At 63.4% G+C, this 14,415-nt stretch carries 11 protein-coding genes; 1 reads left to right on the forward strand and 10 read right to left on the reverse strand.

Annotated features, from left to right (window positions below):
* Positions 1–29: 29 nt before the first annotated feature.
* The 4 genes from OIN59_RS16225 to OIN59_RS16240 form a co-directional block, all read right to left on the reverse strand.
* Positions 30–1,397 (reverse strand): GntP family transporter, encoded by a 1,368-nt coding sequence (locus OIN59_RS16225; RefSeq protein WP_274112107.1) that lies wholly within the window; start codon positions 1,395–1,397, stop codon positions 30–32.
* A gap of 376 nt (positions 1,398–1,773) precedes the next feature.
* Positions 1,774–2,553, reverse strand: a complete 780-nt coding sequence (locus OIN59_RS16230; protein WP_274112189.1) for a FadR/GntR family transcriptional regulator — start codon at positions 2,551–2,553, stop codon at positions 1,774–1,776.
* A 306-nt stretch (positions 2,554–2,859) separates the two neighbouring features.
* Complete coding sequence (locus OIN59_RS16235) at positions 2,860–4,116, reverse strand: alpha/beta hydrolase family protein (protein ID WP_274112108.1); 1,257 nt, start codon at positions 4,114–4,116, stop codon at positions 2,860–2,862.
* A 135-nt stretch (positions 4,117–4,251) separates the two neighbouring features.
* Positions 4,252–5,301 (reverse strand): SDR family oxidoreductase, encoded by a 1,050-nt coding sequence (locus OIN59_RS16240; protein ID WP_274112109.1) that lies wholly within the window; start codon positions 5,299–5,301, stop codon positions 4,252–4,254.
* Positions 5,302–5,447: 146 nt separating this feature from the next.
* Between OIN59_RS16240 and OIN59_RS16245 the strand changes: the two genes are divergently transcribed.
* Positions 5,448–6,080: a TetR/AcrR family transcriptional regulator gene (locus OIN59_RS16245; RefSeq protein WP_274112110.1), complete on the forward strand. Its 633-nt coding sequence runs from the start codon at positions 5,448–5,450 to the stop codon at positions 6,078–6,080.
* A 98-nt stretch (positions 6,081–6,178) separates the two neighbouring features.
* On the opposite strand, the gene OIN59_RS16250 is transcribed toward OIN59_RS16245, so the two are convergent.
* The 6 genes from OIN59_RS16250 to OIN59_RS16275 all read right to left on the reverse strand — a co-directional run bounded on the left by OIN59_RS16250 (position 6,179) and on the right by OIN59_RS16275 (position 14,397).
* Complete coding sequence (locus OIN59_RS16250) at positions 6,179–7,219, reverse strand: patatin-like phospholipase family protein (RefSeq protein WP_274112111.1); 1,041 nt, start codon at positions 7,217–7,219, stop codon at positions 6,179–6,181.
* Between the two features lie 187 nt (positions 7,220–7,406).
* Entirely contained in the window at positions 7,407–8,174 is a 768-nt protein-coding gene (locus OIN59_RS16255) for an ABC transporter permease (protein WP_274112112.1), read from the reverse strand.
* Positions 8,175–8,192: 18 nt separating this feature from the next.
* Positions 8,193–9,017 carry an ABC transporter ATP-binding protein gene (locus tag OIN59_RS16260; protein WP_274112113.1) on the reverse strand — a complete coding sequence of 275 codons (825 nt, stop codon included), beginning with the start codon at positions 9,015–9,017 and terminating at the stop codon, positions 8,193–8,195.
* Positions 9,018–9,089: 72 nt separating this feature from the next.
* A complete protein-coding gene (locus OIN59_RS16265) occupies positions 9,090–10,121 on the reverse strand; it encodes an ABC transporter substrate-binding protein (protein WP_274112114.1) in 1,032 nt (343 codons plus the stop codon).
* A 304-nt stretch (positions 10,122–10,425) separates the two neighbouring features.
* Positions 10,426–12,732, reverse strand: coding sequence for an NADP-dependent malic enzyme (locus OIN59_RS16270; protein WP_274112115.1), 2,307 nt, complete (start codon positions 12,730–12,732; stop codon positions 10,426–10,428).
* A 177-nt stretch (positions 12,733–12,909) separates the two neighbouring features.
* Positions 12,910–14,397, reverse strand: coding sequence for a nucleobase:cation symporter-2 family protein (locus OIN59_RS16275; protein ID WP_274112116.1), 1,488 nt, complete (start codon positions 14,395–14,397; stop codon positions 12,910–12,912).
* Positions 14,398–14,415 lie beyond the last annotated feature (18 nt).

A 14,415-nucleotide genomic window follows, 5' to 3' on the forward strand; every position in this document is an offset into this window, starting at 1 on the left:
TCCTTCAAAGAAATTCAAAAAGGGGGCGTTCAGGCCACCAGCACCCAAAGCAAAGCCGTGAGTGCAAAACCCGCCAGGCCCAGCACCGTGGTCAGCACGGTCCAGGTGCGCAGGCCATCGCCCACGCTGAGGCCCAGATAGCGGGTCACGATCCAGAAGCCCGAATCGTTGACGTGTGACAGGCCCAGGCTGCCAAAGCCGATGGCAACCGTGAGCAGCGCCACTTGCAAGGGGGAATACCCGCCACCCGCCATCGCATCGGCCAGCAGGCCGCAGGTGGTGATGATGGCCACGGTGGCTGAGCCCTGCGCCGCGCGCAGCGCCAGCGAGATGATGAACGCCAGCAGGATGAGCGGCAGGTGAGTAGCGGTGAGGCTTTGCGACAGCGCCGCGCCAATGCCGCTGGCGGTGAGCACCTTGGCAAACACGCCACCCGCGCCTGTCACCAGGATCACAGTGGCAGCCGGGGGCAGGGCGGATTCCATGATGGCGTTGGTGCGCTCGCGGTTCCAGCCCTGGTTGCGGCCCAGCAGGAACATCGCCAGGCCCACGGCCACCATCAGGGCAAAGATGGGCGAGCCGATGAAGCCCAGCACATTGCGCAGGTTGTCGCCCTTGGGCAGCAGCGTGGCACCAGTGGTGCCCGCCATGATGAGGGCCAAGGGAATGATGATCAGCGCCATGATGGTGCCCACGCCGGGCGCTTTAGCCGCTTTGCTGGTCTGGCTGTCTTCGCTGTTGCCAAAGGCTGCAAACTGCTCGGCCGTGGTGGGCAGCATGGGGTAGCCCTTGCGGTTGAGCCAGCCCGCCACGACCTGCGACAGCGCCGCCAGCGGGATGCAGATGGCCAGGCCAATGATGGTGATCCAGCCAATGTCGCCCTTGACGATGGCCGCTCCGCCCACGATGCCGGGGTGCGGTGGTACTACCACGTGCGCGGCCAGCATGATGCCCGCTACGGGCAGGCCGAACTTGATGGGGTTGACGCCCGCCGCCTTGCAAAACCCGTAGACGATGGGCACCAGGATGATGAAGCCCACGTCAAAAAACACCGGGATGGCCAGCACCAGCGCAGCGGCGGTGAGGGCCATGGGCACCCGTGTGGGGCCCAGCAGCTGCGTGAAGCGGTTGGCCAGGCTGGCTGCGCCGCCCGACACCTCGATCATCCGCCCCAGCATGGAGCCCAGCGCTACCAGGATGGCCACCGACCCCAGCGTGCCGCCCATGCCCGCAACCAGCGTGCTGATGATGTCGCCAATGGGCATGCCGGTGGCAAACGCCACCAGAAAGCTCACCAGCATCATCGCCACGAAAGCGTGGACCTGCCAGCGGATGATGAGCAACAGGAGCAGGCCAATGCTACCGGCGCCGATGCCGAGGAGTGCGAGGGTGGACATGAACGGGGTATCTCCGGGATGGAAGGTGCTGCGCAACGGGACTGGCCCGTGAAGGGTGCCGAACGAGGCCTGGATGGCACCTTTGGTTGGTACGTTTATATGGTTATCATACAAATTATCGAGCACTCCATTGGTACGGGTTAACCCGCGTCTGGTGGGCCGTGTGCGCGGGTTGTGACGCGGGTCTAAAGAGTTTTAGGGCTCAAGTGCTTGTGGAATAAGCGCTGGTAGCTATCAAATAGATAGCAAAATAGCTTTGATGGTTTTGTACTGTGCGGCGAGCCCATCAACCACCACCCGCAAGCCCCGCGCAGAGATGTGCCAGGTCCGAAACCAGGGCCTGTTCAAGCCCTCTGAACAGGTGCTTGAACTTGGCTCAGAACACCAGCGGTGCCGATGCCGCCACCAGCGGCTGGGCCAGCCGCGCGCCGTCCTGGGCCCAGAACGTGAGGTCGGCCTGCTCGATGCGGGCCAGTGCGTTCTTCATGTGCTGCGCCGCCGCCGCGCGTGCGGCCACCGCGTCGCCCGCCTCGATAGCCCGCACGATCTGCGTGTGCTCGTGCGTCACCGCATCGGCAAAGTCGGTGCGCCGCGCTTCGTTGGCGCGGGTCACGCGGGTGGCGCCTTTGAGGAACTGCGCCAGATAGTCCAGCGTGCTGATCATGAACGGGTTGCCTGCCGCCTGGGCGATGGCGCGGTGGAACAGCACGTCTTCTTCCACCCCGTCACGGCCGACGCGCACGGCGTCGGCGATCTGTTGCATGGCCTGGCGGATGGCGGCGATGTCGGCATCGGTGCGCCGCAGTGCGGCCAGCTCGGCCACTTCGGATTCGAGCGCACGTCGCACCTCCACGATCTGCATCACGGCCTCGCGCGACGCCGCGAGGGGCACATCGAACTGCAGCGGCTCGATGCCGGGCGCCAGTACATACACACCGCTGCCCTGCCGCGAATCCACCAGCCCCAGCGACTTGAGGCGCGAGATCGCCTCACGCACCACCGTGCGGCTAACCTGGAACTGCTGCGCCAGCACGGCCTCGGTGGGAAGCTTGTCGGCCGCCTGGATGCGGCCTGTGCGTATTTCTGCCTCCAGTGCGCTGGCTACCTGGTCGGAGAGCTTGGCGTTGGGTTTGACGGCGGAGAACGGCGAAGACATGGGTGAGGCGGGCATGAGTGGCGGCGGCAGTCCCGAAGGACGGCCGACTGTACCCCAAGACCCCAAGCGTTAGCTCAGGGAGCCGTGCCGTGCGCCCTCGCCCCTTGCCCAGGTTTCGCGCAAGTACCCGTCAGATCGAAACTGGCGTCTCGGGATGTTTGCATAGGCGTCTGCACATGGGCTTTTTCAAATGATCAACCTTCCGCCGTTGCCTGAACAGCGATGACTGGCCACGCACCGCTGAGGGCAGCACACGATCTGCTGGTGCTGGGCCAGCGTTGGGTGTCCGGCACCGCGAAGGTCAGATCAATTTGCCACCTTTAACCGCTGCATAAGCCAGTTCGCTGTGAAATCAAAGTGCTCACGCATGTGCAATTCCGCCGTGTGGCCGTCGCCTCCATAGACCAACTGGGTCACGTTGAAGCCGAGAGCAGCAAGAGATGAAGGTTCATCTTTGGACACAAGATCTTCGTGGATCCCGTTCACCATCAGAATGGGCTTTTGCAACTGCGCCATCGTCGGCGTCTTCAATTGGCGTGAGAGTTGGAAGGCTTCATAGTAATTGCACATTGTTTGCCGAGGTGTTGTGCGCGGATCCATGTTCGCAAACATGGTGTACGGCGCGACGATCCATGCAGGAGCAATCATGCAATGCGCGCTCCCAAAGCTGGAGTCGCTAGGGCCGCCAATGTTGACAACCGCTTTGTAGAGATCATTCTTCAACCCGCCAAGCGTTGCCAAATAGCCTCCCATGCTCCAGCCATACACAGCCACTCGGCTGGCATCCAGATCACTGCGTTGTTTGATGTAGTCGGCAATGGCGTCGAACATCACATGGGAGTCGGGGTGGAACCCCAGCTGGTTCTCCCCGGTATCTGGGTTCTCCACAACGATCGTTGCGAACCCACGACCTGCGAAGTAGTCGCTGTGCCGGATCATCTCCGTCTTCAAGTTGTCGAGGCCGCCAAGAATTACCAAAGTCGGCAGCTTTGCATCGCCGCTGGGGCGTGTGGATGGGGTGCGGAAGTAGCCCATGAACTCTTTGCCGCCGGTCTTGAAGGCAATCCGCTGGAGCGGTTTTCCCAAGGCTGCATAGGCTTGTTCGGTTGCGTGCAGATCCGCAGCGGGGACCCGCTTGGGGATCCGGTTCATCCGCAAGTAGAAAGCGGCCTTTTTGTAGGCGGCCGATGCCTCCATGTTGTCTCCCCGCTCAGCGGCCGCGCGTGCTCTTTCTGCATACATCTGCGCGGGCTTGCTGAACGTTGCTTGCCAGACCGGTTGCGATGGCCCCGTGTGTTCTGGCAGCGCTCCAACGACTTCGTCAAAGGTCCGCGCTTCGATCCCGGCATCTTCTAGCCACCAGCAGATGTTGAACTTGAACGAAGGATGCATGTGAGCGATGCCCCCGGGGTACTCCGCCTGCCCCTTTTCGCAGAAATCGGCCATGCTGCTCGCGGCCTTGACGGAAGGAACGCTCTGCGCTGCGGACTGTTGCGGCGCTGCCGCGATCAGCAAACTGGTTCCGAAGGTCGTTAAAAGTTTCAAAGCCATTTTGTTCTTCACGGTCTTTCCTTTCTTGGGTCACTCGTTGAGGCGCGGCAAGGCGCTGAGATGACGGATGGTTGACGGGGTGCGTTGCGCACGCTTGGTTTGGCTGCTCACGCCCGTCACAAGAACGACGCAGCCGTGTGCCTGGCGCTATCGGTTCGGCACACTTGGCAGCCAGCCATGGCCGCGATACCAGGCGACCGTGTCAGCCACCGTTTGCTCCACCGGGCGAAACTTCAACTGAAGTTGTTGCGCACTTTTGGCGTGATTGAAATGGCTGCGCCCCGCTTCTTTGCGCATCAGCCGCACAGTGGCCAAGCTGAGCAAGATGGGTTTGCCGGTGATGTGTGCGTAGAGTTCTTGCACGCCCGCCAAGAGATACAGGAGCGGAAAGGGCAGATTGCGCGTGGGCGTTTTGATGCCCGCGATCTTTCCTACCAAAGGCACCAGTTCCTGCATCGTCATGTGGCGGCCGGCCGCCAGATAGCGTTCGCCCCGCAGCCCCTGCTCTGCCGCTGAAATCTGCGCATTTGCTACGTCGCGGGCATCCACAACGGAAAAGCTGCCGGGCACCAGCCCCGGTAGTTTTCCAAGCACCACATCGTTGACAAACTGCCCGGAGGAGGTGGGGCCGATATCGGCTGGCCCCCACATCCATCCCGGCAAGATGAAGCTCGCATGCATGTCCGGGTGCGCCGCCAGAAAGGCCGACACGGCTTGATCGGCCAGTATTTTGCTGCGGTAGTAGTCGTCCTCGGCATCTGCCAGGTCACGCAGGCAGGTCTCATCAATGGGCACGCCTGGCTCGCCATTGAGCACCGCAATGGACGAGGTCTGAATGAAGCGTCGGATGCCCGCGTCATATGCCCGTTCGATGAGGTCCTTCGTGCCGTCTACATTGATGCGCTTGAGTTCTGCCCAGTGGCTACCGCCTTTGAAGTTGTCCCTGAAGAACGCAGCGGTGTGAAACACCACGTCACAACCCTGGAGTGCGCGGGAGAAGGCGGGCACGTCCGCCATGTCGCCCTGCACCAATTCGACACCTTCCACCCCTGCAAACTGCTGCTGACCTTTGGCTTTCGAGCGCACGAGTGCCTTGACGGAATAACCCCGCGCGACCAGTTCGCGCACAAGATTGTTTCCGAGGAGACCGGTAGCGCCCGTGACAAAAGCGGCCCGCAAGCCCTTGGATTGTTTCATGTCGATTGAACTTCAAAAATCAAATGATCTTTCAGTTTATCGGCGTGCAAACTAAATATCAAGTGATATTTGAAAGCTGTGCTTAGCCTGGCTGCACCGGCACGTGCCCCGGGTTTATCTCGAAAGTTCATGTGATATCTTTGGGCATGAGCCCCACGACAGCTAGAAAGCGCCTGAGCCGAGAGGAAAGCCAAGCGCAAACGCGCGAACGCCTGATCGAAACTGCGCAGCAGTTGTTTGTTGCGAACGGGTATGGGGGCGCGTCCATCCGCGACATTGCGAACAAGGCGGGCTACTCCCAAGGCGCGTTCTATTCCAACTTTTCGAGCAAGGAAGATGTGCTCCTGGAGTTGCTGCGACGTCACATGGCGGCAGAAGCGGCCCAGCTATCCCGGCTTATGTCCAACGATGGGCGGGACTCCGAGCGGATGCTTGCCGAACTTGATGTCTGGGCTTCCACACTCAACCAGGATGCCGATTGGTGCATGCTTTCCATCGAGCTGCAGTTGCATGCCAACCGCAGTAAGACCTTTGCTGCGGAGTACCAAAAGGTGTGGGATCAGCATCGGTTCGAACTTGGCCGCGTGATAGGCCAGTTGTTCAACAAGCTTGGGCGAGTTCCTCCTGAGGAGCCAGGGGAACTGGCTGCCGCTTTCATGGCACTCTCGCATGGCCTGGCGTTGCAGCGAATGTCCACGCGCCCTGATTCCTCGGGGCGGCTGATCATGGCGTTCCTACGCGGCCTGATTGCCAATGCGGAGCGTGAAAATGCAGAGTGAGTGCGGGTGGCAATGTTCAGATTTGTGTTGACTGCAACGCAGTGATCATCTTGCCGCTTGGCTAGGCGCCGCCCGCCGTATTGCGCAGGGCGATGTGCCTACTTGGCAGTCGTCGGCGCAGTGCATGGCTCACTCATTCCTGCCATGCCGGCCAGCCGCTGCAAGCGGGAGCGGTTCTCCATGCAGGCCTTGTACTCAGTCTCCTGCGCCTTCTGCTGGGTCAGTTGCGCGGCGCGCGCGCGCTCGGCCTGCAACTGGGCGATGCGCTCGCGGATCTGCGGCATCACGGCCAGGGCGGCTTTTTCGCCTTCCACGATGGCATTGGCGCGCTGGCTGAAGTCAGCAGCGCCGATGTCCAGCACCTGGGGACGGATGATCACGTCGGCCCGGGCCAGCTCGGCTTGGCCCAGTTTCTGGCCCATGATGGCAATCGACTGGTTCAGCGCGCCCAGCATGTTGCCCGGCGTCTGGCCACGGGCCTTGTTGGAGATGTCCACGGCAATCACGATGTCGGCGCCCAGTTGGCGTGCGGCATCCACCGGCACGGGGCTCACGATGCCGCCATCCACAAAGTGGTATTTGCCGATGGTGACGGGCTGGAACACGCCGGGCACGCTGCTCGATGCACGCACGGCCTGGCCGGTGTTGCCGCGTGCGAACACGGTGCGCTCGCCGTCTTCGAGCCGTGTGGCCACCACCACAAAGGGCTTGGCCATCTGCTCCAGCGGCTTGCGGCGCACCTGCTCGTTCACATAGTCTTCGAGTTTCTGGCCCAGCACCAGCCCGCCGGACGAGAGCTGCAGGTCGCGGATCTTGGCCTCGTCCAGCGCCACGGCCTTTTCCTGCATGTCAAAGGCGTTCATGCCGCTGGCATACAGGGCACCCACCACGCTGCCCGCGCTGGTGCCGGAGATGACGGCAGGCGCAAAGCCATTGGCCTCCAGCATCTTGATCACGCCGATGTGCGCAAAGCCCTTGGCTGCGCCGCCTCCGAGGGCGATGCCAATGCGAAGGGGTGCCGCGGTGGACGGCTGCGCATCGACGGCCACCGTCGGCCGGGCTGGTGTCGTGCCGCCGCAGGCCGCCAGGCCCAGGGCGGTGCAAAGTGCCAGGGAGTGCAAAAGAAGCGACGGGCGCATGCCGGGAAATCCTGCTATCCAGAAGGGGCGGGCAGTATATGCCGCCGTGCGGCGCGTTGGGCAACTGCTTGTGCCAAGGGGCTGCCGGCGCATCCCTTGCGCTGGCGGTGTTCCCCTTCCCGAATCGCGCTAGCGATTCGGGAGAAGGGTGAAGGCGCTGAAGGCGACTCAGGGGATGCAACCCTACCTACTCTCCCTGCGACCCGCGATGCGCCCAGCCCGTGGTGCGTTTTTCAATCCAGCTGAACAGCTCGTACATGACCATGGCCATCGCTCCCACCACCATCAGGCCTGCAAACGCCAGGCCCATCTGCATGGACGAGCCCGCGCTGATGAGCAGGTAGCCAATGCCTTCGTTGGCAGCAGTCATCTCCGACACCGTGGTGCCCACAAAGGCCAGGGTGATGGCGACCTTGAGCGAGCCGTAGAAGTACGGCATGGAGCGTGGCAGGCCCACCTTGGTCAACACATCCCAGCGCTTGGCGCCCAGCACGCGCAGCACGTCTTCCAGCTCGGGCTCCAGGGTGGCGAGGCCGGTGGCGATGTTGACCATGATGGGGAAGAAGCTGATAAGAAAGGCCGTGAGGATGGCCGGGCCCACGCCAATGCCGAACCACACCACCAGGATGGGCACGAACGCTGCCTTGGGCAGCGCGTTGAAGGCCGTCATCAGCGGGTACACGGCGGCGTAGGCCAGGCGTGAAGAGCCGATCACAAAGCCCAGCAGCACCCCCACCACGATGGCGATGCCAAAACCGGCCATGGTCACCCAGAAGGTACGCCAGGCGTGGCCTGCGATGACGCCGCTGAACTCCGTCAGCTGTACGCCGATGGCCCAGGGGCTGGGGAAGAGGTATTCAGGGATGCTGAAGGCCGAGCAGATGATTTGCCACAGCAGAATGGTGGCGGTCAGCAGCAGCCAGGGAGACCAGCGCTCTACAGTTTTCTTGTGCATGGTGGGGCGGTTTACGGGTTACTGCTGGATGGGCGCGCCTGCTTTGCGCAGTGCGCCGATGTGGCCGCGCAGTTCATGCACGATGTCGGTGAATTCCTTGGTGTAGGTCACCTCCAGGTCGCGCGGGCGGGGCAGCTCGATCTCCTTCCTCACCACAAACCGACCCGGGCTCTTGCTCATCACGTACACCGTGTCGGCCAGGAAGACCGACTCGCGCAGGTCGTGTGTGACCAGGATCACGTTGAATTTCTGCTCGGTCCACAGGTCGCGCAGGATGCACCACAGCTCCTCGCGCGTGAAGGCGTCGAGCGCGCCAAAGGGCTCGTCCAGCAGCAGCATCTTGGGCTCGTGGATCAGCGCGCGGCAGATGCTGGCGCGCTGCTGCATGCCGCCGGACAGCTGCCAGGGGAACTTGTCCTCGTAGCCCGCCAGCCCCACTTTTTGCAGCAGCTTGCGGGCACGCTCTTCGTACTCCTTGCGCTTTTGCTTGAAGTGGCTGCGGTAGGGCTCGACGATCTCCAGCGGCAGCAGCACGTTGTCCACCGTGGTGCGCCAGGGCAGCAGCGAAGGCGCCTGGAAGGCCATGCCCGAGACCTTGAGCGGCCCCGTCACCGGCTGCCCGTCGATGAGGATCTTGCCCATCGACGGCATCTTCAGCCCCGTGGCCAGCTTCATGAAGGTGGACTTGCCGCAGCCCGAGGGGCCGACGATGGCGATGAACTCGCCCTGCCGCACCTGCAGGTCGATGGCCTCCACCGCAAACTGGTTCTTCGCGCGCAGTTCGTCGTTGTAGGCGAGCCAGACGTCGCGGAAGTCCACAAAATAATTGTCAGCAGCCTGCATGGAAGTTTTTGTGCTCAGAAAGGCCACAAGCGCAATAGCATAATGCGCCTGCAGCTATCAAATTGATAGTAATTACTTCTTCGGCAGGATGTTCAGCTCAGCGGTGCTGGGCAGAAAGCTGGCGTTCCATACATCTTCGGCGTTCACACGTGTCTTGGTGTTGAACGCGTCCGACACCTGCGACGCCATCAGCGAGAGGCGGCCGGCCTTGAGCTGGCCAAAGCCTTCTGCACGTGCGTCGGGGCTGTTGATGACGGTGTCGATGGCCAGTTGCAGGCGGCGGGTTTCGAGGGGCACGTTCACGATGCCATCGCGCGCCTTCACATGCTCAATGGCGGCGGCGGGGTTGGCGATCACTTCCTTGGCCCCCTTGGTGAAGGCAGACAGGAACGCCTTGATGGCGGCCGGGTTCTCCTTGATGAGCTTGGGCGACGCGATGATCACGTTGCCGTAGAGCTTCACGCCGAAGTCCGCGTAGGGCAGCACCACCACGTCGGCGGCCTTGGCGCCACGGGCTTCCAGGTTGAGCAGCGAGGTGAAGGTGAAGCCGGTGATGGCGTCCACATCGCCGCGCACCAGCATGGTTTCGCGCAGCGGCGGGTCCATGGCGGTCCAGGTCACGGCGCCGATGCCGTTGGCCTTCTGGAAGATGGGGAATGCGCGGCGGCCCGCGTCGAAAACGGGTGCGCCCAGCTTCTTGCCCGCCAGGTCGGCGGGCTTGGTGATGCCGCTCTTTTTCAGCGCCATGACCGAGGCGGGGGTGTTGTTGTAGACCACCATCACCGCGACGGGCTTGTTCTGCGCGTCGGGGTTGTTGGCGTGGAACTCCATCACGGCGGCCAGGTCGGCAAAACCCATGTCATATGTGCCCGAGGCCACGCGCTGCACGGCACCGCCTGATCCATTGCCCGCGTCCACCGCGACGTCCAGCCCTGCGGCCTTGAAGTAACCCTTGGCCACCGGCTGCAGGAACAGCGCGGAGGGGCCTTCAAAACGCCAGTCGAGCTGGAACTTGATGGGCGTGGTGGCCTGGGCCTGTGCCAGCGAGGTTCCGCCGATCAGAGCCAGGGCGGCAGCGGTTTGCATAAACAGTCTTTTTTTCATCGGGGGCTCCTGTCGGGCGAGGGGAAATGCGGTGAGGGAAGGCATGGGCCCCATCCAAGGGGCATATACCTGCAGTCAGCAAAAACGATGCCCGGTTTGCGCATGTGGGTGTTTTGCTGCGTTCCATTGTTCACCGAAGTGGTGCATGCAAACATGCTGAGTTTCCCGAAATGGTGCAGACGCAGTGCGAGGGGCTGTCGCGCCCATGAAAAACGGGGCCCGTGGGCCCCGTTGGAACGGTGGGTGGACTGGCCTGCGCATGGCCTGTTCACGGCCTACTTAAGGCCAGCGCAGCACGGTGCACTCAGCGTGGCCGGGCGGCCGCGCTCGCCACGGCCAGGGCCGTCATGTTGAGCACACGGCGCACGGTGGCGGCCGGGGTCAGGATGTAGGCCGTGGCGGCGGCGCCCATGAGGATGGGGCCCACCGTGACGCCACCGCTGGTGGTGGTCTTGAGCACGTTGTAGAGGATGTTGGCGGCATCCAGGTTGGGGCAGATCAGCAGGTTGGCCGAGTCCGTCAGGGTCGAGTCCGCCATGTAGGCGTTGCGGATGTTCGGCTCCAGCGCGGCATCACCGTGCAGTTCGCCATCACACTCGATCCCGGGGTGGGCGGCCACGAAGAGGTCGCGCGCCTCGCGCATCTTGCGGGCCGATGCGCGCTTGGACGAACCATAGCTGGAGTGCGACAGGAAGGCCACCTTGGGCGGAATGCCAAAACGCTGCACCTCCTGCACCGACATCCAGGCGATGTCGGCCAACTGCTGGGCCGTGGGGTCTTCGTTCACATAGGTGTCGGCAATGAACAGCGTGCCCCGGTTGGTCATCAGCGCGTTAAGGGCGGCGTAGTTGTTGGCGCCTTCCTGGCGGCCGATGATGCTGTGGATGCGCTCCAGGTGCGTTTCGTACAGGCCCACCAGGCCGCAGATCATGGCGTCGGCATCGCCCAGCTTGACCATCAGCGAGGCGATGATGGTGTTGGAGCGGCGCACGGCGGCCTTGGCCACTTCGGGCGTGGCGCCATTGCGCTTCATCAGCGCGTGGTAGTGCTCCCAGTATTGGCGGAAACGTGGGTCGTCCTCAGGGTTGCACACCTCCACGTCCTTGCCGATCTGCATGCGCAGGCCGGCCTTTTCAATGCGGGCGGCGATGACGGCGGGGCGGCCGATCAGGATGGGGTGGGCGATCTTGTCGTCGATGGCCATCTGCGCTGCGCGCAGTGCGCGCTCGTCTTCGCCGTCAGCGTAGGCCACGCGCTTTTGCGCATCGGGCAGGGCCTTGGCCGCGTTGATCACGGGGCGCATCAGCATGCCGGTCTGGTACACAAAACGCGACAGCGTCTCTTTGTAAGCCTCCATGTCTTCGATGGGGCGCGTGGCCACGCCCGATTCGGCTGCAGCCTTGGCCACGGCGGGCGCGATCTTGAGGATCAGCCGCGAGTCGAATGGCGTGGGGATGAGGTAGTCGGGGCCAAAGGTGAGCTCCTTGCCTGCGTAGGCGCTGGCCACTTCTTCGCTGATGTCGGCCTTGGCCAGGTCGGCGATCTGGCGCACACAGGCCAGCTTCATGGCCTCGGTGATCTTGGTGGCGCCGCAATCGAGTGCGCCCCGGAAGATATATGGGAAACACAGGACGTTGTTGACCTGGTTGGGGTAGTCCGAGCGGCCCGTGGCGATGATGCAGTCGGGGCGCACGGCCTTGGCCAGCTCGGGGCGGATCTCGGGCTCGGGGTTGGCCAGCGCCAGGATGATGGGCTTGGGCGCCATGGTCTTGACCATTTCGGCGGTGAGCACACCCGGGGCCGAGCAGCCCAGGAACACGTCGGCGCCGTTGACGGCGTCGGCCAGCGTGCGGGCGTCGGTCTTGCGGGCATAGCGGGCCTTGGACTCGTCGTAGCCGCCGGGGCGGCCTTCGTAGATCACGCCCTTGGAGTCGCACATGAAGATGTTCTCCACCTTCACGCCCAGGCCCACCATCACGCCCACACAGGCAATGGCGGCAGCGCCCGCGCCCGATACGGCGATCTTCACCGCACCAATGTCCTTGCCCACCAGCTCCAGACCATTGAGCAGCGCGGCGCTGCTGATGATGGCCGTGCCGTGTTGGTCGTCATGGAACACCGGGATGTTCATGCGCTTGCTGAGTTCGCGCTCGATGTAGAAGCACTCGGGCGCCTTGATGTCTTCGAGGTTGATGCCGCCCAGCGTGGGTTCCAGCGCAGCAATGATCTCGATGAGCTTGTCGGGGTCGCGCTCGGCCAGTTCGATGTCGAACACATCAACGCCTGCGAACTTCTTGAACAGGCAGCCCTTGCCCTCCATCACCGGTTTGCTGGCCAGCGGGCCGATGTCGCCCAGGCCCAGCACGGCCGTGCCGTTGGTGATCACGGCGACCAGGTTGCCGCGCGATGTGTAGTCAAACGCCTTGGAGGGGTCGGCGGCGATGTCCAGGCAAGGGTAGGCCACGCCCGGCGAGTAGGCCAGCGACAGGTCGCGCTGGTTGGACAAAGGCTTGGTGGGGGTGACCGAAATCTTGCCCCGTGTGGGGTTGCGGTGGTATTCGCGTGCAGCGTCGCGCAAGGCCTGTTCGGCGGCGGAAATATTCTGTGTCATGCGGAAATCCTGGAAGTCCTGAGCGGAAAGCAAAAACAAGGGTACCCGATGGCGTGGGCGGCGGACATGCAGGTTTATGCGTATGCAGCATGAAGCCAAAACCCCCTGGCAGCCGTGGCGGACAGGGGGCGGGCCACGCGGGTGGTGGCAGGTTTTCGGCAGCGGGCAGGCGAGACGCTAGTGGGCGTCGGCCTGGCGTGCGGCGTTGACAGCGGCGGAGGTGTCGCGGCTGGCGCCATTGAAGAAAACGTTCAGGGCCACCGCCGTGATCGAGGCCAGGAGGATACCGGATTCGATCAGGGGGTGGATGGCATGTGGCATCCACTGGCGGAAGCTGGGCGCGATCAGCGGGACCATGCCCACGCCGATCGACACGGCCACGATCATGGCGTTGAAGCGGTTGGTCTTGAAGTCCACCCCGCCCAGGATGCGGATGCCCGTGGCCGCCACCATGCCGAACATCACCAGCCCCGCGCCGCCCAGCACCATGGTGGGCAGCGACTCGACCAGCGCCGCCATCTTGGGCAGCACGCCCAGCACGATCAGGATCACGCCCCCGGCCACACACACAAAGCGGCTCTTGACACCCGTGACGGCCACCAGCCCCACGTTCTGCGAGAAGCTGGTGTACGGAAAGGTGTTGAAGATGCCCCCCAGCAGCGTGCCCAGGCCGTCGGTGCGCAGGCCGCGCGTCAGGGCCGCCTGGTCCACCTTGCGGTCGGTCATCTCGCCCAGGGCCAGGAACATGCCGGTGGATTCGATCATCACCACGATCATCACCAGGGTCATGGTCAGGATGAGGATGGGGTCGAACACCGGGGCTGCGATCTCGAACGGCAGCACCAGGTCAAACCACTGCGCCTTGGCTACCTTGTCGAAGTGCATCAGGCCCATGCCCACGGCCACCACCGCACCGATCACGATGCCCAGCAGCACCGAGATGTTGGCGATGAAGCCCTTGGCGAACTTGGCAATCAGCAAGATGGACAGCAGCACCAGGCCCGAGATGCCCACGCCGGTCAGGTCCGCGTATTTGGGGTTGGGCACCGTGGGCACCACCGCAAACCCCTTGGGCACCGGTGGCAGTGACGAGCCGGGGGCTCCGGCAGCGGCCTGCGCATCGGCCAGCCACTTGAGGTGCTCGGGGTTGGGCACGCTGGGCGCCGTGGGGCCCACAGGGTTGCCGAAGATCCAGTTGATGCCCACGCGCATCAGGCTGATGCCGATCACCGCAATGATGGTGCCGGTGACCACCGGCGGGAAGAAACGGAGCATGCGGCTGACCAGCGGAGCGATCAGGATGGAGATGACGCCCGCGCCGATCACCGAGCCAAAGATCAGCCCGGCCCCAGCCGTGCCCCCGGTGCTTTGCGCCATCGAGATCATGGGCGCCACCGAGGCAAAGGTCACCCCCATCATCACCGGCAGCTGAATGCCAAACCAGCGCGAGGCGCCCAGCGCCTGGATCAGCGTGACCAGTCCGCACACAAACAGGTCGGCCGAGATCAGTTTGGCCACCTGGTCGGGCGTGAGGTTGAGCGCACGCCCCACGATGAGCGGTACCGCCACGGCGCCCGCATACATCACCAGCACATGCTGAAGGCCCAGCGCCGTGAGTCGGCCCAGGGGCAGGTGTTCGTCCACGGGGTGTACGGGCGGGTTCATGGGTGTCCTTCGGGGGTT

This window comes from Acidovorax benzenivorans, assembly GCF_028680575.1.
GTDB classification, from domain to species: Bacteria; Pseudomonadota; Gammaproteobacteria; order Burkholderiales; family Burkholderiaceae_C; genus Acidovorax; species Acidovorax benzenivorans.